The 19158-nt window shown below is 73.4% G+C and carries 13 protein-coding genes; 10 read left to right on the forward strand and 3 right to left on the reverse strand.

Annotated elements, in window-relative coordinates; all coding sequences use genetic code 11:
* Positions 1–112: 112 nt before the first annotated feature.
* The 3 genes from ACIQVT_RS25695 to ACIQVT_RS25705 all read right to left on the reverse strand — a co-directional run bounded on the left by ACIQVT_RS25695 (position 113) and on the right by ACIQVT_RS25705 (position 4259).
* Entirely contained in the window at positions 113–1810 is a 1698-nt protein-coding gene (locus ACIQVT_RS25695) for a carbohydrate-binding module family 20 domain-containing protein (RefSeq protein WP_403758493.1), read from the reverse strand.
* 407 nt (positions 1811–2217) lie between these two features.
* The gene (gene rfbB / locus ACIQVT_RS25700; RefSeq protein WP_403758496.1) at positions 2218–3195 is read right to left on the reverse strand and encodes a dTDP-glucose 4,6-dehydratase; all 978 of its coding nucleotides are present in this window, start codon (positions 3193–3195) and stop codon (positions 2218–2220) included.
* Positions 3192–4259, reverse strand: coding sequence for a glucose-1-phosphate thymidylyltransferase (locus tag ACIQVT_RS25705; RefSeq protein ID WP_403758499.1), 1068 nt, complete (start codon positions 4257–4259; stop codon positions 3192–3194). The genes rfbB and ACIQVT_RS25705 overlap by 4 nt, the downstream gene beginning before the upstream one ends.
* 245 nt (positions 4260–4504) lie before the next feature.
* On the opposite strand from ACIQVT_RS25705, the gene ACIQVT_RS25710 reads away from it, so the two are divergent.
* The 10 genes from ACIQVT_RS25710 to malQ are packed head-to-tail and all read left to right on the forward strand — an operon-like array spanning position 4505 to position 19152.
* Positions 4505–5797 carry an aspartate aminotransferase family protein gene (locus ACIQVT_RS25710; protein ID WP_403758501.1) on the forward strand — a complete coding sequence of 431 codons (1293 nt, stop codon included), beginning with the start codon at positions 4505–4507 and terminating at the stop codon, positions 5795–5797.
* The gene (locus tag ACIQVT_RS25715) at positions 5794–6834 is read left to right on the forward strand and encodes an ATP-binding cassette domain-containing protein (protein WP_403758505.1); all 1041 of its coding nucleotides are present in this window, start codon (positions 5794–5796) and stop codon (positions 6832–6834) included. Before ACIQVT_RS25710 ends, ACIQVT_RS25715 begins: the two co-directional genes overlap by 4 nt.
* Positions 6831–7685, forward strand: coding sequence for an ABC transporter permease (locus ACIQVT_RS25720; RefSeq protein WP_403758508.1), 855 nt, complete (start codon positions 6831–6833; stop codon positions 7683–7685). The genes ACIQVT_RS25715 and ACIQVT_RS25720 overlap by 4 nt, the downstream gene beginning before the upstream one ends.
* The gene (locus ACIQVT_RS25725; protein WP_403758511.1) at positions 7682–8482 is read left to right on the forward strand and encodes an ABC transporter permease; all 801 of its coding nucleotides are present in this window, start codon (positions 7682–7684) and stop codon (positions 8480–8482) included. Before ACIQVT_RS25720 ends, ACIQVT_RS25725 begins: the two co-directional genes overlap by 4 nt.
* Complete coding sequence (locus tag ACIQVT_RS25730; protein ID WP_403758514.1) at positions 8482–9942, forward strand: hypothetical protein; 1461 nt, start codon at positions 8482–8484, stop codon at positions 9940–9942. Before ACIQVT_RS25725 ends, ACIQVT_RS25730 begins: the two co-directional genes overlap by 1 nt.
* Complete coding sequence (locus ACIQVT_RS25735) at positions 9939–12032, forward strand: glycogen/starch synthase (protein WP_403758517.1); 2094 nt, start codon at positions 9939–9941, stop codon at positions 12030–12032. The genes ACIQVT_RS25730 and ACIQVT_RS25735 overlap by 4 nt, the downstream gene beginning before the upstream one ends.
* Positions 12025–13131 carry a sugar phosphate nucleotidyltransferase gene (locus tag ACIQVT_RS25740; RefSeq protein WP_403758520.1) on the forward strand — a complete coding sequence of 369 codons (1107 nt, stop codon included), beginning with the start codon at positions 12025–12027 and terminating at the stop codon, positions 13129–13131. Before ACIQVT_RS25735 ends, ACIQVT_RS25740 begins: the two co-directional genes overlap by 8 nt.
* A complete protein-coding gene (locus tag ACIQVT_RS25745) occupies positions 13128–14075 on the forward strand; it encodes a carbohydrate kinase family protein (RefSeq protein WP_403758523.1) in 948 nt (315 codons plus the stop codon). The genes ACIQVT_RS25740 and ACIQVT_RS25745 overlap by 4 nt, the downstream gene beginning before the upstream one ends.
* A gap of 11 nt (positions 14076–14086) precedes the next feature.
* Entirely contained in the window at positions 14087–17104 is a 3018-nt protein-coding gene (locus ACIQVT_RS25750) for a Cof-type HAD-IIB family hydrolase (protein ID WP_403758526.1), read from the forward strand.
* The gene (malQ, locus tag ACIQVT_RS25755) at positions 17101–19152 is read left to right on the forward strand and encodes a 4-alpha-glucanotransferase (protein WP_403758530.1); all 2052 of its coding nucleotides are present in this window, start codon (positions 17101–17103) and stop codon (positions 19150–19152) included. Before ACIQVT_RS25750 ends, malQ begins: the two co-directional genes overlap by 4 nt.
* Positions 19153–19158: the final 6 nt, after the last annotated feature.

Here is a 19158-nt window from a genome sequence, read left to right on the forward strand (position 1 = left end):
ACCGGTGGTACGGGCCGGGCGGTCCTTGTCGGCCGGTGGTACGGGCCGGGCGGTACTGTCGGCGGTCACCCGCTGGTGCCGGTGACCGGGGATTGTCGGCGGGGGACGGCGGTCAGCCGCGCCAGGTGTCGTTCAGCGCGAGCGTGCCGCTGGACGGCACGGTGGCGGTGCGATTGGCCCCGGTCTCCCAGGTGACGTTGCCGTCGGCGTCCTTGCGGAGGTACTTGTACTCGAACGAGGTGCCCGCGGGCACGGACACGTCGAGCTTCCAGTCGGGGTAGCTCGCGGGGTCGAGCTTCAGGGCGTCGGAGGTCTTCCAGCCGCCGAGGGCGGGGGTGCTGCCCACGACGTACACGTTCTCGCCCCACCGGGTGGTGGCGCGGACGTCGAACGAGGCGCCGGCGGGCTGGTCGACGGGGACGGTGCCGGTGTCACAGTCCCGCGCCCCCACGTGCAGGGCGAGGGCCGAGTCGGCGCCCAGGGTGGCCGTGAACTGTCCGGACGCGTTCACGGTCACGCCCTTGCCGCTCTGCACGTCGCAGTAGGCGCCGGCGGGCAGGGAGGTCTGGAAGGTGCGGGTGAGGGCGGAGCCCTCGTGGTTGATGACGACGTACGCCTTGGCACCACGGCCGAAGGCGATCCGGTTGCTGCCGTCGTCCCACCAGTCGGTCACCGCGGCGCCGGCGGCCGTGTTGCGGAAGCGGACCATGCTCGCGATCTCGCGCCAGGCGTGCTGGCACTTCCAGCCGTCGGTGTAACAGGCGTTCACCTGGCCGTTGTTCGGCCCGCCGGCGTCCTTGTCGCTGAACTCGTAGCCGGAGTGCACGTCGGGCGATCCGTAGGGCCAGGCGAGCATGAAGACGTGGGCGAGGGTGTAGGCGCCGCCGTCCTTGTAGGTCAGGGTGCTGCCGTTGCGTTCGGCGTCGTGGTTGGTGACGAACACGGACGCCTTGTCGCCGCGGACGTAGCCCCAGGCCTCGCCGAAGTTCTTCAGTTCGGCGAGCTTCTCGCCGGTGAAGACCCTCTTGAGGTCGTAGGCGTAGTGGAACTCCTGGACGTCGCCCGTGTTGTAGTACTCGGGTGGCTGGACCGCCTCGCCGGTGCCGCCGATCGTCTCCTGTTTCCAGTAGACGCCCGGGTCGGTGAGCCGGGACTTGATGTCGGTGAGGTCGTCCTCGGGGATGTGCTTGGCCGCGTCGATGCGGAAGCCGTCGACGCCGAGGGAGAGCAGGTCGTTCAGGTAGCCCGCGATGGTCTTGCGGACGTACTCCTCGCCGGTGTCGAGGTCGGGCAGGCCGCCCATCTCGCAGTGCTGGACCTGCCAGCGGTCGCCGTAGTCGGCGATACTCGCCTTGCAGTCGTCCATGTCGGCCGCGGAGTAGGTGCCGGGGTAGTCGTACTTGGTGAAGGACGACCCGGCGGTTCCCGTGCCGGAGCTGTTCGCCATGTGGTTGATGACGGTGTCGGCGACCACCTTGACGCCCGCGGCGTGGCAGGTGTCCACCATGCTCCGGAAGTCCGAGCGGTTGCCGAGCTTGGTGCCGATCTTGTAGCTGACGGGCTGGTAGGACGTCCACCAGGAGGGGCCCTGGATGTGTTCGTTCGGTGGGGAGACCTGGACGTACCCGTAACCGTCCGGGCCCAGTTCGTCGGTGCACGCCTTCGCGACGGACGCGAAGTTCCATTCGAACATCACCGCGGTGACGTCCTTGCCGCCGGGCGCACTGGCCTGCGCCGGCGTCGGTGCCGTGACGGCCACAGCGGCTCCCGCCACCAGGGCGAGTGCAGCGGCCACGGTCTTTCTGGCCATGGTGTCTCCAGTTCGGAAGTGGGGTGATCCGGAGGACAGCCTCGGTTGACAACGCGCCGTGCCAGGGAAGCCGTTCGTTGATTCTTGCTGCAAGAAATTGCGATCGAGACCGTACGGCGCCGCTCACCGTAGGTCAACCCCTCTCGCAGAACGACCAGTTGAGCAGGCGACCGGTGATCTCCCTCGTCGCAAACTCTTTCGCAAGCATTTCAGCGGTGTTACCTTCAACGAACTCCGGCTCCCGGCCGCGGGGCGCACCCCAGGTGTGTTCCCGACGCGCCCGGCCGGTCGGCCGGAGTGCTCACCGCACCGTGCGGCACCGTGCCTCGCGCCCCGACCGGGCGGGCGGCGGTGCCGACGGCACGCGGGACGGTCCGGTACGTCCGTCCGGACCCGTCCGGCGCCGCTCAGACCGGGGCGAGCATCGGCTCCCACCACGACCGGTGGGTGCGGTACCAGTCGGCCGTCGCCGCGAGCGCCGGCTCGAAGTCGGCCCGCGGCCGGTAGCCCAGCTCCGCGCCGATCCTGCCGTGGTCCACCGCGTAACGGCGGTCGTGGCCCTTGCGGTCCGCGACGTGCGCGATGCGCTCGGGGCCGGCCCCGCACCACCGCAGCAGGCGGTGCGCGAGGTCGAGCGTGGTCAGCGAGGTGCCGCCGCCGATGTTGTACGTCCGCCCCGGCCGTCCCGCCGTGCGCACCAGCTCGACCGCGCGGACGTGGTCCTCCACGTGCAGCCAGTCGCGCACCTGCCTGCCGTCGCCGTACACCGGCAGGTCGCCGCCGGTCAGCAGGGTGGTCACGAAGCGGGGCACGGCCTTCTCGGGATGCTGGTAGGGGCCGAAGTTGTTGGAGCAGCGGGTGACCCTGACGTCGAGGCCGTGCGTGTGGTGGTGGGCCAGGGCGATGAGGTCGGCGGCGGCCTTCGAGGCGGCGTAGGGCGAGCTGGGCCGCAGCGGGTCCTCCTCCCGTGCGGCCCCCTCGGGGAGCGAACCGTAGACCTCGTCGGTGGAGATCTGCACGAACGTGCGCACCCCGTGCCGCAGCGCCGCGTCCACCAGGGTCTGGGTGCCGACCACGTTGGTGAGGGTGAAGCCGGAACCGTCCTCGATGGAACGGTCCACGTGCGACTCGGCCGCGAAGTGGACGATCTCGTCGTGCCCGGCCGCCAGCCGCCGCACGGTCGCGGTGTCGCAGACGTCCCCCCGCACGAAGGTCAGCCCGGGGTGGCCGCGCACCGGGTCGAGGCGGGTGAGGCTGCCCGCGTAGGTGAGCTTGTCGAGGACGGTGACCGTCACGCCGGGCGGTCCCGAGGGGCCGAGCAGCGCGCGGACGTAGGCGGAGCCGATGAAGCCGGCTCCCCCGGTGACGAGGATGCGTGAGGTCATGGGATGAGCTGTACCTTGCTGTGGTCGCCGATGATGAGACGGTGGGCCTGGAGCGGGCGCGGCGCCGCGGCCACGACCGCCTCGCGGCCGATGAGCGACCGCTCGATGCGTGCGGCGCCCTCCACGCTGGCGCCCTGGAGGAGCACCGAGAACTCGATCGCGCTGTCCTGGATCCGGCAGTTCTCGCCGATGGCGGTGTACGGGCCGACGTGCGAGTCGGTGATGACGGCGCCCGCCCCGACCACCACGGGTCCGACGATCCGTGAACCCCGCACCACGGCTCCCTCGGCGATGCTCACCCGGCCCACCAGGACGCTGTGCGGATCGACCTTGCCGTCGACGCGCCCTTCCATCCGGTCCAGGACGGACCGGTTGGCCTCCAGCAGGTCGTCGACGCTGCCGGTGTCGCGCCACGGCCGGGTGGTCGTCTCCGCCCGCACCCGCCAACCGCGGTCGATCATCCACTGCACCGCGTCGGTGATCTCCAGCTCGCCCCGCCCGGAGGGGCTGATGGCGCGGACCGCCTCGTGGACGGCCGGCGTGAAGGCGTAGACGCCGACCAGGGCGAGGTCGCTGCGGGGCCGTTCGGGTTTCTCCTCCAGCTGCCGCACGATCCCCTCGCCGTCGACCTCCGCGACGCCGAAGGCGGTGGGGTCGGGCACGGGGGTGAGCAGCAGCCGGCCGGCGTCGCGCTCGGCGGTGGCCCGGCGGACGAATCCCGTCACGCCGTCCTCGAGGTGGTTGTCCCCCAGGTACAGCAGGAAGTCGTCGTCGCCGAGGAAGTCCCGCGCGACGGTCACCGCGTGGGCGAGGCCGAGGGGCCGGGGCTGGTGCAGGTAGGTGATGCGGAGTCCGAAGGCGGATCCCTCCCCCACCGCGCGGCGGATGGCGTCGCCGTGGCCGCCGACCACCACGCCCACCTCCTCGATGCCCGCATCGGCTATCGCCTGGAGGGCGTAGTGCACCACCGGACGGTTGGCGATGGGCAGGAGCTGCTTGGCGCGGGTGTGGGTGAACGGCCGCAGTCTGCTGCCGGTGCCCCCCGCCAGGACCAGGGCTTTCATGTCGGCCACCGGTGTCGCGGGACGGGCTGGGTCTGTGGTCTCACGGATCTCTCCTCGAACGAAAGTCGCGGTGTCACCGGTGGAACTGCCTCGACTCAAGCAGACGTTGCACACCACACGCAAGGTCGTTCCGTAAGTTTCAGCAAGTCCTTGCATCGAGCCGGACGTCGGTGTTTGACTCACTCCCGGCACCGCTCAACGGCGCTACGCCGCGGAGCAGTTCGCACGGAAGGGTGTGAGCAGCAGTGACAGCTCGGCACCAGCGGGAACAGCTGGAGCGGGAAGCGCGGCACCTGGCACCGGGCGCCTCGGAAGAGGCGTCGGTGGGCCGCCGGGTGTTCGCCGAGGGGCGTGGCCCGATCCTCACGGACCTCGACGGCAACCAGTACCTGGACTTCGCGGCGGGCACCCTGACCCAGTCCCTGGGGCACGGTCACCCCGAGGTCGTGACGGCGCTGACCGAACAGGCCCGGCGCCTGTGGAACGTGCACGACTCGGCGACGCCGGACCGCGCGGCGCTGCTGGAGCTGCTGGCCCGGCTGCTGCCCGAACGCCTGGACACCTACGCCCTGTTCTCCACCGGGGCGGAGGTCGTCGAGGCCGCGCTGCGCGTGGTGCAGTCGACCGCCGAACCGGGCCGCAACCGGATCGGCGCCCTGCGCGGGGGGTTCCACGGCAAGACGATGGGCGCACGCATGCTCGTGCACTGGGACGTCGGCCACCAGGCCTTCGCCGGCAACTCCGTCCTCGGGTACTCGGCCTACTGCTACCGCTGCCCGCTGGAGCTCACCCGCCCCTCGTGCGGACTGCGTTGCGCCTCCCTCGTACGCAAGCACATCGCCGAGAAACCGAACGTCTCCGCGCTGGTCTTCGAACCCGTCCTCGGCGCGGCCGGCGTGGTCGTGCCGCCCCCGGGCTACTGGGAGCAGATCTCCGACGCCTGCCGGGAGAGCGGGGTGCTGCTGGTCGCCGACGAGGTGCTGACCGGAGGTGGCCGCACGGGCACCTTCCTGGCGAGCGAGCAGTTCGGCGTCGAACCGGATCTGGCGGCCCTGTCCAAGGGTCTGGCCAGCGGGTTCCCGTTCGCCGTGCTGGCGGGCCGGGCCGACCTGATGCACCATCCGGCGGCCTCCGCGGCGGGGGCGTACGCGTCCACGTACGCGGGCAACCCGCTGGGGATCGCGGCGGCCCGGGCCACGCTGGAGGTCGTCGAGCGCGACCGTCTGATGGAGCGCGTCCGCGTCCTCGGTGAGCTGCTGCACGAGCGGCTGTCCGCCCTCCCGGCCCGCTTCGAGAACCTCGGCGACGTGCGCGGTCTCGGGCTGCTGTACGGACTGGAGTTCGTCACCGACCGGTCCAGCCGCACCCCGGCGCCGCACATCGCCCGCGCCGTGTACACCACCGCCCTGGACCTGGGCCTCCGAGTGGCCCTGGGCGGGCACATCCTGCGCCTGGCACCCCCCTTCACCATCGACGAGCCGCTGCTCGACGAGGGCGTCGGACTCCTCGAACAGGCCCTGGAGCAGGTGCTGTCGTGATCGTCGCGGAGAACCTCGTCAAGGAGTTCCGGCTCGCCGAGCGCAAGCCCGGCCTGGCCGGCAGCCTGGCCACCCTCTTCACCCGGGAGCACCGGGTGGTCCGGGCGGTCGACGGCGTGTCCTTCACGATCCCGGCCGGCTCCAGGACCGCGTACATCGGCGCCAACGGGGCGGGCAAGTCGACCACGATCAAGATGCTCACCGGCATCATGACGCCCACCAGCGGACGCTGCCTGGTCCGCGGGATCGAGCCCTACCGGCACCGGCAGGCCAACGCCCGCGGCATCGGCGTCGTCTTCGGCCAGCGCAGCCAGCTGTGGTGGGACCTGTCCGTACCGGACTCCTTCCGCATCCTGCGCCGGGTCTACGACATCCCCGACGCGGTGTACCACCGCAACCTCGCCCTGTACCGGGAGCTGCTGGACATCGACGCGCTCGGCACCACACCCGTGCGCCAGCTGAGCCTCGGGCAGCGGATGCGGGCGGAGATCGCGGCGAGCCTGCTGCACGATCCGGCGGTCGTCTTCTGGGACGAGCCGACCATCGGCCTGGACATGGTGCTCAAGGACGCGGTACGGCACCTGGTCAACCGGGTCCACGAGGAGCTGGGCACGACCGTCGTCCTGACCAGCCACGACATCGCGGACATCGCCGCCATCTGCGACAGCGCGCTGGTCGTGGACCGGGGCCGGGTCGTGCACCAGGGCAGCATCCGCGACCTGCTGCGCACCGCCGACCGGCGTTCCGTCGTCTTCGACCACCGGGGCGGACCCGATCCCTCGCGCGCCTGCGCCCGGATCGAGCAGGGGCTGCGCGGGGTGAGCGCCTCCGCCACCGAGGACGGCCGCGTCCGGGTCGACTACCCGGCGGACCGGTTCACCTCCCGGCAGGTGCTGACCTTCCTGCTCGAACACTTCGACCTGGCTGACTGCTACGCCCCCGAACCCGACCTGGAGGACGTCCTGCGCCGGATCTACGCGGGCGGGCACCCCGGGCCGACCCCGGTGCCGGCCCCGCGCGAGGAGGGCGCGGTATGAGCCGCCTCCCCGCCCACGGGCACCTGGCCCCGGTCCCCCTGTCCGCGCGGCTCCCGCACTACCTGCCGTTCGCCACCGGCGGGCTCCAGTCCCTGCTCCAGTACCGCTCGACGTTCGTGACGTCCGGGATCACGGCCGCCGCCGGCGCGGCGCTCACCGTCTTCCTGTGGCGCGCGGTGTACGCGGACGCCCCGCCCGGCGGCGGACCGGGCGGCTTCACCGCCGGGACCATCACCACCTACCTGCTGGTGGCCCAGGTACTCCAGATCCTGCACGCCAACCGGGTGGACGACGAGGTCGCCGCGGAGGTCTACCGCGGTGACGTCGCCGTCATGCTGGTCCGGCCCGTCAGCTACCCGGTGATGCGGTTCTTCGCCTGCCTCCCGGTGGTCGCGGCCAACACCGTCCTGGTCGGCGTGCCGGTGCTCGTGCTGTTCTCCCTGGTCGTACCGCTGACCGTGCCGCGCCCGGTGGACCTGGTGCTGTTCCTGGTCTCCACCGTGCTCTCCGTCCTGCTCGCCTTCCTCGTCAACCTGCTGACCGGGATGACGGGGTTCGTCACCACCAACACCTGGGGGGTGCGGATGGTGAAGCAGAGCGTGGTCGCCTTCTTCGCCGGACAGCTGGTGCCGCTGGCGCTGATGCCCAGACCGCTCGCGGCCCTCGCGTCCGCGCTGCCCTTCCGGGGCATGGTCGACGGGCCGCTCACCCTGCTGCTCGGCCGCTACGACGGCGTGGCCGGCGCGGCCGGCGTGCTGGCCCGGCAGGTCGGCTGGGTGGCCGCTCTGACGCTGCTCGGCACCGTCCTGTGGCGGGCCTCGCTGAACCGTCTGGAGGTGCTCGGCGGATGACCGGCACGGTGTGGCGCCACGTGCGGCTGGTGTTCTTCCTCGGCGGGGTCGGGCTGCACCGGCTGAGCGCGTACCGGGTGGACTTCGCCCTCGGGGCGGGCGCCTTCCTGGTGCGCGTGGGCCTCCAGACGGCCGTGGTGGGGCTGGTCTTCCGCCAGGTGCCCGCGGTGGGCGGCTGGACCTACCACGAGGTGCTGTTCCTGCTGGGCTTCTCGCTGCTGCCGCGCGGCCTGGACCACCTCTTCACCGACCAGCTGTGGGAACTGGGCCGCAAACTGGTGCAGCGCGGCGAGTTCTACCGCTACCTTGTGCGCCCGGTGAACCCGCTGTTCTCCCTGCTGTCGGAGCGGTTCTTCCACCCGGACGGACTGGGCGAACTCGCGGTCGGCGCGATCCTGGTGGGCTGGTCCGGCAGCGAACTGGGCCTCGATCTCAGCCCGTTGCAGTGGTGCCTCGCCCCGCTGCTGGTGCTCTGCGGCGCCCTGATCCACACCTCGGTGAAGCTGCTGTTCGCCTCGCTGTCCTTCTGGACCGTGACCAGCCTGCCCTCGATGTACGCGGCCGGGCAGGTGTCCGAGTTCGCCGCCTATCCGCTGGACATCTACCACCCCTCGCTGCGCGCCCTGCTGACCTGGGTGCTGCCCTTCGCCTTCACCTCGTACGTGCCCTGCGTCTACCTGCTGACCGGCGACACCGGCCTGGTGGTCTGGCTGCCCGTGGTGACGGCCGGCGCCCTCGCCGTCGCCCTCACCGTCTGGCGGCGCGGGGTCGACGCCTATGAAATGACCGGGAGTTGATGAGGCACGTGATCCGCGACGACCAGTTGGAACCACTGTTGCGCACCGCGCCCTGGCTGCCGCGCGACCTGCGCGCCGCCGACCGCTACGAAGCGGTCGACCACGCCGAGCTGGGCCCCGGCGAACTGCTGCTGGTGGTGGCCGCCGTCGGCGGTCCCGCCTCGGGCGAGCGGATCTTCGTCCCGGTGCGCCGGGAGCCGTCCGGCGCCGTGACCGAGGCCCGCGGCGACGGGTCCGACGGACCCGCGGTCGTGCGCCGTGTGCTGGCCGGCGCACGACTGCGCAGCACGCGCGGCGGAGCGGTGGACTTCCGCCGGGCTCCCTCGGTGCCGGCGGGCCCGGTCCGGCCGCTCCCCTTCGACCAGGGGTGGTCCTCCAACTCGCTGTCGCTGGTGGAGATCGCCGGCTCCCCCTACATCGGCAAGACCTACCGGCACCTGGGCGGGACGATCCACGAACCCGAGCTGCTGCGGCTCATGAGCGGCACCGGGCACACCCCCGAATGGGCCGGGGACTGCACCTACACGGACCCCGTCCACGGCACCCGGCACCCGGTGGGCGTCCTCTACCGGCACGTGCCGGGCGACGGCATCGACACGCCGCTGCGGCAGAACCTGCGCTCGCTGTGGCCACGGCTCAACGCCGGCGACGCGCCGGACCCGCTGGTCCGCTCCCACCTGCTGCCGCTGGAGGAGGGACTGCGCCGCGCCGGGCGCTTCCTGCGCGCCTTCCACACGGACCTGACGGCACGTCTGGGCGCCCCCGTGACCGGTTACCCCGTGGCCGACGCCCTGGCGCGGTCCTCGGCGCGGCTCACCGAGCTGGCCCGCGCCGACGCCCCCCTGCCCGCCGCGCCCCGGAGCGCCGCCTTCGACGCGCTGCGCCGCGAACTGGCCTCCCTCACCGACCGGTTCGGCGGCCGGACGACGGCTCCCGGGGCCGGGCCCTGCCACGGCGACCTGCATTTGTCCCACCTGCTGCGCTCCGAGAGGGCCGACGGCACTTGGCGGATGAGCGTCATCGACCTGTCGACACCGTCCGTCTCGCCGGAGGACCCCGGTTACGCCGCCCAGTCGCCCCTCCAGGACCTGGTCGCGGTGGAGCGTGCGCTGGAGTACTTCGCCGCGGACGAGGCGGCCTTCGAGAGCGCCCGCCGCCTGGGCGTCGACTCCACCGAGACCATGAACGGCTCCCTGGACGGCGCCCCCGGCCTGCCGCCCGCGGGCCGGGCCGTGCTGGAGAGCGTGTTCCGCACCGCGGACAGCTGGCGGGCGCGTGTCCTGCGCCTGCTGCTCGGCCCCGCCGCCGACAGCCCGCTGCGGCGGCTGCTGTACCTGCGCCGGCTCCTGCACGAACTGGGCTACAACCACGACCACGCCCGCCCCTACCACGCCGCGATCGACCTCCGCCACGCGCTCGCGCTGGCCACCCCCGCCCCGACGACCCCCGCGAGGACATGACCGCCGTGAACGCGCCCCGGATGCACATCATCGAGACGTACTTCGAGTGCTGCGGATTCGACCACACCTTCCTCCAGGGCGGCACCTCCGTCTACCTGTGGAACCTCTCCCGGACCTTCGCGTCCCGGGGCCACCGCGTCTCCATCGTCACCCCCGCCCACGGCCGGCTCGACGACCTGCGCGGGCGCTACGAGGTGGAGGACCTGTCCTACGAGGACACCTACACGCTGCCGCTCGCCCTCGACCCCCGGGTGTGGCGGGACTTCCCGGCGCGGGTGGACATCGCGCTGCGCACGACCGCCCACCGGATCCGCCTGGAGGGCGTGGACCTCTACTTCCTCTCCAACGAGTACCTGGACCAACTGCCGGACACCTTCTACCCGCCGTACTCCGCCAAGGGGCGGGACCTGGTCTTCTTCAAGCCGCTGGTGTTCCAGGCGGACAGCGTGCGGTTCCTGCGCGGCTGGTTCGGCGACGAGAGGGCCGTCGTCCACGCGCACGAGCCGTACTACCACTACCTGCTGCCGGCCGCCCTGCGCGACGACCCGACGAAGCTGGTCGTCAGCAACGTGCAGAGCAACATGCCGATCGCCAAGAAGGTGTACGCGCCGGAGGTCGAGGGCCTCCTCGGGCTGCTCGGCGTCGACGTCGAGCTCCCCGGCCCCGATCCCGACCCGGGGGTGCCCGCGGCGGTCGTGCAGTACCAGCAGCTCACCCACCTGCACTACACCTACCCGCCGGACCACGTGGCGCTCTACGAGCTGACCGCCGAGCACGCCGACCTGATCGACTTCCTCTCCCCCGGCCAGCTCGACTTCTACGCCGGCTTCCGGGACACCCCGTTCGAGGCGCTGTTCCGGCGGCTGCCCGTCGCCGGTGTGGTGCGCCGCAACGCCCACAAGATGTTCGTCGGCGGCTGCGCCATCTCCGACCGGTGGCTGGCCTGGGACCCCGCCGCCGTCGACCGGGCGGAGGTGCTGGGCGGCCTCGGCCTCGACCCCGCACTGCCGACGTTCTTCCACAACGCCCGCTTCGCCGTCCACCACAAGGGCCAGACCGAGCTGATGCGGGCCGTGGACCGGGTGCTGGGCGAGGGACTGAAGGCCAACTTCGTCATCCGGTGCATCTCCGGCAACGGTATCGACGACCCGTTCTTCCACGAGGTGGCCGCCCGTCACCCGGGCCGGCTGCACTTCGAGTGGGAGCGCGTCGAGGAGGCGCGCGTCTTCTCCTACGCCGCCGCCGGCGACTTCGCCCTCTTCCCCTCCAAGTTCGAGATGGACACCTTCCTGATCGCCCAGGGCGAGGCCATGGCGGTGGGCGCGGTGCCGATCGCCACCGACCAGCGCGGCATGGAGCACTTCCGGCACGCCGACGGTCCGGAGACGGCCACCGGGTTCGCGGTGAACCGCTCCTTCGCGGAGGACGACGAACTGCTCACCGCCGCGCTCACGGACCGCATCCACCGGGCCGCCGCGCTGTGGTCCGAGGACCCCGCCCGCTACCAGGAGCTGTCCGCGCGCGCCTCGGCCGTCGCGCGGACCTTCACCTGGGACCACTGCGCCGACCTGCACCTGGCGGCCTTCACCCGGCTGTGGGAGGGCCGGCCCGCCGTCCTGTCCACCGAACTGGCTCTGCGCCAGGGCTGGTTCGACCTGCTCGACGACGACCTGGTCACCACCTCGGCGGCCGTCGAGCACGGCGACATCGACGCCTACGAACGCCGGGCCCCGCTGGACGCGGACGCGGCGCTGCGGATGTTCCGCGCCGCGTGGCTGCGGGCGGACTTCGCCGCCTGCGAACGGGTCCTCGCCCACGTCCCCGGCGCGGTGCCCGGGGAGGAGACCGCGCGGCTGCGGGAACGCTGCCGCCTCCTGCCCGACGGGCGGGTGGAGTACCGGCTCCCGCACGCCGAACGGGTGGAAGTCGTCGAGGCGCGGCGCGGCCGGGCCCGGGCCCTGCCGGACGTACGCACCCTGGAACGCGTCGGGCCGGGGGTCTTCGTGGGCGCGGCCCCCGGCGCGGACGGTGTGCTGCTGCTCACCCTGTCCTCCGGCCGGGTGACCTGGGACGAGGTGCGTCATGGCTGACCTGCGTGGCGTGCGCGCGGTGCTGCTCGCGGGCGGCGAGGGGCGCCGGATGGGCCCGCTCGGCGCGGGCCGGCTCAAACCGCTGGTCCCCTACGGCGGTTCCTGCCGGCTCATCGACTTCAGTCTGGCCAACGCCCGCGCCTCGGGCCTGCCGGAGGTGCTGCTGCTGTCCCAGTACGAGGAGCGGTTGCTGATGGACGACCTGCACCGGGTGTGGAACACCGGGCCGGGCTTCCGGGTGCACTTCGGGCCGTACGACGCCGCCTACCGCGGTCCGGCGCTGCCCGCGGAGCTGCCGCGGCGCACCTGGCCGCTGGAACGGGGCACGGCCGACGCGCTCATCCGCAAGGCCGAGTACGTCTTCGCCGGCGGCGCCGAGGACGTCCTCGTCCTGCACGCCGATCACGTCTACCGGTACGACTACGGCGCGCTGGTGGCGGCGCACCGCGCGTCCGGCGCGGCGCTGACCATCGCCTACCAGCGCATCGACCCGCGCTGGGTGCACCTGTTCGGCATGGTGCGGTTCGACGACGGGGGCCGGCTCACCGAGTTCACGGAGAAGCCCGAACACCCGACCTCCGACCTGGTCTTCGCCGCCTTCTGCGTCTTCGACGCCGGTGTGCTGCGCCGGTACCTCGCCGAACTGGACGGCACCGGCTGGCAGCACGACATCAGCCGGGACGTGATCCCCGCGATGCTCGCGGCCGGCGAGCACGTCCGGGGGCACGAGGTGCACGGCCACTGGGAGGACATCGGCACCGTCGAGCGCTACCACCGGGCGCACCTCGCCCTCGCCCGCGGACCGCGGGCGCCACTGCCCGTCGAGCGGACGCCCCGGACGATACGGCCGGCGACCGGCCGCCGCTGGGTCGCCGACGCCCCCGGGGTCCGCGCGTCGGTGGTCCCCTCGGACCTGGTCAACGCCGGGTTGGTGGAGGACAGCGTCCTCTTCCCCGGGGTCCGGGTCGGGGCGGGCGCGCGGGTGCGGCGCAGCGTGGTGCTGCCCGGCGCGTCGATACCGCCCGGCGCCGACATCGACGGGGCGGTCGTCCTGGAGGACGGACACATCCAGCAGGTTGCCGAAGGAGCGAGCGCATGACCCTGACCGGACAGCACGACAGCGAACACGCCCACGACCACGACGTCCTGGTGGTCGGCGGGGTCGGTGTGGACACCATCGTGCGCGTGGACGAACTGCGCGTACCGCCGGGCGACTCGGTGTTCGTGGAGCCGCTGAAGGACTACGTCGGGCACACCGGCAACGGCGTGGCGCTGGGCTGGCGGGCGCTCGGCCTGCGCACCAAGTTCATCGACTTCGTCGGCGACGATGCGCAGGGCCGCATGGTGCTGGAGCACTATGCCCGCCACGGACTCGACTTCAGCCACCTGATCTCGCCGCACGGCACCCCCCGGGCGGCGAACCTCGTGGACCCCCGGGGCCGTCGCTTCTCCTTCTACGACGGGCGTCACCCCGCCGACCTCCGGCTGCCCCGCGACTTCTACCTGCCCTTCCTGGAGCGGTCCGCCCACGTCCACCTGTCGATCATCGGCCACAACCAGGACATGTACGAGGACATCCACCGCCTCGGCGTGACCAGCTCCACCGACCTGCACGACTGGGACGGGCACAACCCGCACCACCGTCACTACGCCCTCAACTCCGACTACGTCTTCCTGAGCGCGGCGGCGGTCCACGACCGGCTGGACACCGTGCTGCGGGCGGTCGTGGACGAGGGCCGGGCCCGGTTCGTCGTCGCCACCGACGGCGCCGACGGCTGCTACCTGCTGGAGCGCGGCGACGACGTGATCCGCCACTTCCCCGCCGTGCGCCCCGAGCGTCCCGTGGTGGACACCAACGGGGCCGGTGACGCGTTCGTCACCGCGTTCCTGCACGCCTGGTTCGAGGGCCGCGCGCCGCGGGAGTGCGTGCTGGCCGGCTCGGTGGCCGGGGCGTTCGTGTGCGGCAGCGTCGGCACGCACACCGAGTTCATCGACCTGCCGGGGCTGCGCGCGGCCAGTGCGCGCGCTGCGGCGCAGTGGTGAGGGGCGCTTCCATGCACGTCATCCACTTCGCCTTCGAGTGCGGCGGGTTCGACAACCGCCTGATGCGGGGCGGGCTGTCACCGCTGGTGTGGAACCTGTCGCGGGAGTACGCCGCGCGCGGTCACCGCGTCTCGCTGGTCACCCCCGCCCACGGGCTCCTGGACGCTCTCCGCGCCGACCACCCGATCGAGGACCTCCCCTACGCCCACGAGCACCGTGTGCCGCTGGTACCGGACCCCAAGGTGTGGCCGGACCACCCGGCCGAGATCACCCTGGAGCTGACCACCCGCGCCCATCTGCTGCGGCTGGACGACGTGGACGTCTACTTCCTCTCCGACGCCTTCCTCGACCTGCTGCCCGACCGGCTCTACCCGCCGCCCGCCACCGAGGGCAGGGACCTCGCCCACTTCAAGCCGCTGGTCTTCCAGGTCGCGGGAGCGCACTTCGTACGGCGGTACCTGGCGGGCGGGGAGGCGGTGCTGCACGGCTTCGAACCGTACTACCACTACCTGCTGCCGGCCCTCTTCGCGGACGACCCCGCGGTGCGGACCGTGAGCACGGTCGCGGCCAACGCGCCCGTCACGCAGAAGGTGTACCGCCCGCAGGTGGAGCGGGTGCTCGATCTGTTCGGGGTGCGCGTCGACCTGGACGCGGCGGACGGGCCGCCGCCGGCCGAGGCCGGCGCCGAGGCGGCCGTGGCACGGGTCCTGGCGGGCACCCGGATGCACGTCGAGCACGGCCCGGACCACGTCTCCTTCCTGCCCCTGGTGCTGGCCCACGCCGATCTGGTCGACTTCGTCTCACCCGGTCAGCGCGACCACTACAGCACCTTCCGCGACACCCCGTTCGAGCGGCTGTTCCACACCCTGCCGGTGTCGCGCCTGCTGCGCGAACAGGCGCACAAACTGTTCGTGGGGGGCTGCGGGATATCCGACGGCTGGCTGGCGCGGGACCCGGGGGCCGTCGACCGCGGGGCGGTCCTCGGTTCCCTCGGGCTCGACCCCGCCCTGCCGGTCTTTTACCACGCCGCCCGCTACGCGGTGCACCACAAGGGGCAGCTGGAGCTGGTCCGCGCCGTGGAGGAGGTGCTGGCGGACGGCACGGAGGCGGTCTTCGTGCTGCGCTTCGCCACCAGCGGGGGCGGCGGGCAGGCGGCGCCCGCCGGCAACGCGTGGTTCCGGAGCGTCGCCGACCGGTACCCCGGCCGGATCCACCTGGACTGGCGGCTGGCCGACGAGGACACCCTGTTCGAGCAGGCCGCGTGCGCCGACTTCTGCCTCTTCCCCTCGAAGTTCGAACTGGACGGGTTCCTCATCGCCCAGGCCGAGGCCATGGCGTGCGGCGCGGTGCCGATCGCCACCGCGCAGACCGTCACGGCGCACTTCGGGCACGCCCTGCCCCGGGAGGACCCGCGGGCCACCGGGTTCGCGCTGCCGGGCTCCTTCCGGGACGACGACCCGGACCTCACCCGGGCACTCGCCGCGCGCATCCGCGAGGCCGTGGCGCTGTGGCGCGCGGCCCCCAAGGAGCACGCCCGGCTGTCCGCCAACGCCCGTGCGACCGCCCGGGGGTTCACCTGGGAGCGGAGCGCGGACCGGCGGCTGGCGGCCTTCGAGGAGCTGCTGCGCGGCCGGCCCCGGCCCTTCCCCGCCGAGGACGCGGCCCGGTACGGCTGGTTCGACGCGCTGCCCGCCGACGCCTGGACCCGGCACCGCGACCTCGTCGCGCGGTCCGCCGCCGCGCTGGGCGACACGGACGCCTACGGGCGCTGCGCACCGCTGGACGAGGAGGCGTACGAGCGCCTCTTCGAGGCCGCCTACGCGCGGGCCGACTTCGAGCGGTGCGCGAGCACCGCCCGCGCGGCCGGGCGGGCGGACTGGGCGGCGCGGACCCGTGGACGCCACCGGGTGACCCGGGCGCCGGGGGGTGCCCGGCGCATCGAGTACCGCCACCCGTACGCGCGGCACGTGGAGGTGGCGGTGCCCGGCACCGCCGGCCCCGTGGCGGGCCCGGAGTCCGTCGCGGAGGCCGTCGCCTCCGACGAGGCCGTGCCCGCGGACACCGGCATGGTCCTGGCGTCCCTGGCACCGGCCGGTGACGGCGTCTTCCGGGGCATTCTGCCCGGACCCCGCGCCGGGGACCGGCTGCCGGTCATGCTGACGCTGGCGTCGGGGCGTGTCACCTGGGACACCGTCCCGTGCGAGGACCCCGCGGACCCGCCGCCCTTCCGGCTGGTGGCCACCGACCTCGACGGCACCCTGCTGCGCGGCGACCAGACCGTCTCCGACCGCACCCTGCGCGCCCTCGCCCGCGCCACCGAGGCGGGCGCCCACCATCTCGTGGTCACCGGGAGACCCGCCGCGGCCTGCCGGCAGTACCTGGCCGCGCTCGGCTACCGCGGGCTCGCCGTGTGCGGGCAGGGCGCCCAGCTCTACGACGCCGGCGCCGACCGGCTGCTCTCCTCCGCCGCGCTCGACCTCGACCTCGCGCGGGAGGTGGTGGCCCGCGTCGAGGCGGCGCTCGGCCCGCTCGAACTGGGCGTCGTGACGGCACCGCCGGAGAGCCGCTTCAAGGTCACCCCGCGCTTCGGGGAACGCGTCCGGCACGGCTGGGACGTCACGGCCGACCGCGCCCTGCTGTGGGCGGACCCCATCGACAAGCTGGTCCTGCACCACACGAGCCTGCCGGAGGAGGAGGTCGAGTCCGTGGCACGGTCGTTGTGCGGTGACGAGGTCACCGTGGTGCACTCGGTGCGGGGGATGGTGGAGGTGCTGCCGGCGGGCACCACCAAGGCGGCCGGGGTGGAACGGGCGGCGCGGCTCCTGGGGTTCGACGCGGCCGAGACCGTCGCCTTCGGCGACATGCCCAACGACATCCCACTGCTGGCGTGGGCCGGCCACGGCGTGGCCGTCGCCAACGCCCACCCGGCGCTGCGGGCGATGGCCGACGAGATCGCGCCCACGAACGACGAGGACGGTGTCGCCGTCGTCCTGGAGCGTCTCTTCGGCGGGGCGGAGCACGCCTCGTGAGCGACGACGACCTGCGCCGGCTGGCCCGCGCCCACGGGATAGCCACCGACTACACCACCGACCGGGGGCGGCGGGTCGCCGTCGCCCCCGGCACCCTGGTCTCCGTGCTCGCCGCGTGCGGGGTCGACGCGGCCACCGGCGCCGCGGCCCGCGCCGCCCTGGCTGCCCACCACGAGCGGACGGCGGCCCGGCTGCTGCCGGACTGCGTCGTCGTGCGCGGCGGCACGGTGCCGCCGCTCGGCCTGCCCGGTGACGCCACGGCGGAGGTGGCCCTCGAAGGAGGGGGCAGCGCCGCCCTGTCCGGCTCCCTGCCGGCCGGCCGGCACACCCTGCACGTCGGCGCGCCGGGCCGGGAGGCGTCCGCGCCGCTGCTCGTCGTACCGGAACGGCTGCCCGTGCCGACCGGACGGCGCTGGGGGTTCCTGGTCCAGCTGTACTCGGTGCTCTCGCGCCGCTCCTGGGGCATGGGCGACCTCGGCGACCTGGCGGAGCTGGCGTCCTGGGCGGGACGCTCGCCGGGCGCGGACTTCGTGCAGCTGGGCCCGCTGCACGCCGTGGAGCCCGGCCCGCTCCCGGACCCGTCGCCGTACCGGCCCAGTTCCCGCCGCTACGCCGACCCCCTGCACGTCCGGGTGGAGGCGATCCCCGAGTACGCCTACCTGACCGGGGAGGACCGCCGTACCGCCGACCGGTGCGCCGCCCGGGCGCGGGCCCTGAACGACGGTGTGCTGCGCGGTGACGTGCTCATCGACCGGGAGACGGTCCGCTTCCTCAAGCACGAGGCGCTGCGGGCGGTGCACCGGGTGCCGCTGTCGCCCGGCCGGGCCGCCGCCTTCGCGGAGTTCACCGCGCGCGAGGGCGGCGACCTGACGGACTTCGCCACCTGGTGCGCGCTGGCCGGTGTGCACGGCGGGGCGTGGCGCTCCTGGCCGGCCGGGCTGCGCGACCCGCGGTCCGCGGCCGTGGCCCGCGCCCGCGCGGAGCTGGCCGCGGAGGTCGACTTCCACCGCTGGCTCGCCTGGGTCACCGACGAGCAGCTGGCGGCGGCGCAGGCGTCCGCCACCGGCGCCGGCATGGGGCTCGGGCTGATCCACGACCTGGCGGTCGGGGTGGCCCCACAGGGCGCCGACGCCTGGGCCCTCCAGGACTGCCTGGCCGCGGGGATGAGCGTCGGCGCGCCGCCGGACGACTTCAACCCGCACGGCCAGGACTGGGGTCAGCCGCCCTGGCGCCCCGACGGACTGGCCGCGTCCGGCTACCGGCCGCTCGCCGGGCTGCTACGGGCCGGGCTGCGGCATGCGGGCGCGCTGCGCATCGACCACGTGATGGGCCTCTTCCGGCTGTGGTGGGTCCCCGAGGGGCGGCCGCCGTCCGAGGGCACCTACGTCCGCTACGACGGCGAGGCGATGCTGGGTGTGCTGATGCTGGAGGCGCACCGGGCCGGCGCGGCCGTCATCGGCGAGGACCTCGGCACGGTCGAGGGCGGCGTACGCGCGGCGCTCGACGAGCGCGGCGTGCTCGGCACCTCCGTGCAGCGCTTCGAGTACCTCGGGGGGTCGGAGGGCCGGCACGGTCCGCTGCCGCCCGAGCGGTGGCGGCGCGACTGCCTGGCCACGCTCACCACGCACGACCTGCCGCCGACCGCCGCCTGGCTCAGCGGCGAGCACGTCGAACTCCGGGCCCGGCTGGGCCTGCTGACCCGCCCGGAGGCCGAGGAGAAGGCCGAGGCGGCGGCCGAGCGCGACGGCTGGCTGGCCGAGCTGGACCGGCTCGGGCTGCTGCCCGACCCGGACGGCGAGGTCGTCGCGCTGCACCGGTTCCTGTGCCGCACCCCGGCACGCCTGCTCGGCGTCTGGCTGCCGGACGCGACCGGTGACCGGCGGCCCCAGAACATCCCCGGCACGTCCACGGTGCACCCCAACTGGCGGTTGCCCGTGAGCGACGGCCAGGGGCGCCCCGTACCGCTGGAGGACCTGCCCGGACGGCCCCTGGTGGCCGCTCTGTCCCGGGTGTTCGCGGACCTCCGGCGGCATCGTGAGAACACGTGAGGAGAG

It is taken from the genome of Streptomyces sp. NPDC100445, assembly GCF_044759735.1.
Taxonomy (GTDB): domain Bacteria; phylum Actinomycetota; class Actinomycetes; order Streptomycetales; family Streptomycetaceae; genus Streptomyces.

Coding starts and splice junctions, on each gene's coding strand:
- rfbB (WP_403758496.1), bottom strand. CDS start 3,195: ATGACCTCACGCATCCTCGTCACCGGGGGAGCCGGCTTCATCGGCTCC.
- ACIQVT_RS25725 (WP_403758511.1), top strand. CDS start 7,682: ATGACCGGCACGGTGTGGCGCCACGTGCGGCTGGTGTTCTTCCTCGGC.
- ACIQVT_RS25730 (WP_403758514.1), top strand. CDS start 8,482: ATGAGGCACGTGATCCGCGACGACCAGTTGGAACCACTGTTGCGCACC.
- ACIQVT_RS25735 (WP_403758517.1), top strand. CDS start 9,939: ATGACCGCCGTGAACGCGCCCCGGATGCACATCATCGAGACGTACTTC.
- ACIQVT_RS25695 (WP_403758493.1), bottom strand. CDS start 1,810: ATGGCCAGAAAGACCGTGGCCGCTGCACTCGCCCTGGTGGCGGGAGCC.
- ACIQVT_RS25750 (WP_403758526.1), top strand. CDS start 14,087: ATGCACGTCATCCACTTCGCCTTCGAGTGCGGCGGGTTCGACAACCGC.
- ACIQVT_RS25720 (WP_403758508.1), top strand. CDS start 6,831: ATGAGCCGCCTCCCCGCCCACGGGCACCTGGCCCCGGTCCCCCTGTCC.
- ACIQVT_RS25705 (WP_403758499.1), bottom strand. CDS start 4,259: ATGAAAGCCCTGGTCCTGGCGGGGGGCACCGGCAGCAGACTGCGGCCG.
- ACIQVT_RS25740 (WP_403758520.1), top strand. CDS start 12,025: ATGGCTGACCTGCGTGGCGTGCGCGCGGTGCTGCTCGCGGGCGGCGAG.
- ACIQVT_RS25745 (WP_403758523.1), top strand. CDS start 13,128: ATGACCCTGACCGGACAGCACGACAGCGAACACGCCCACGACCACGAC.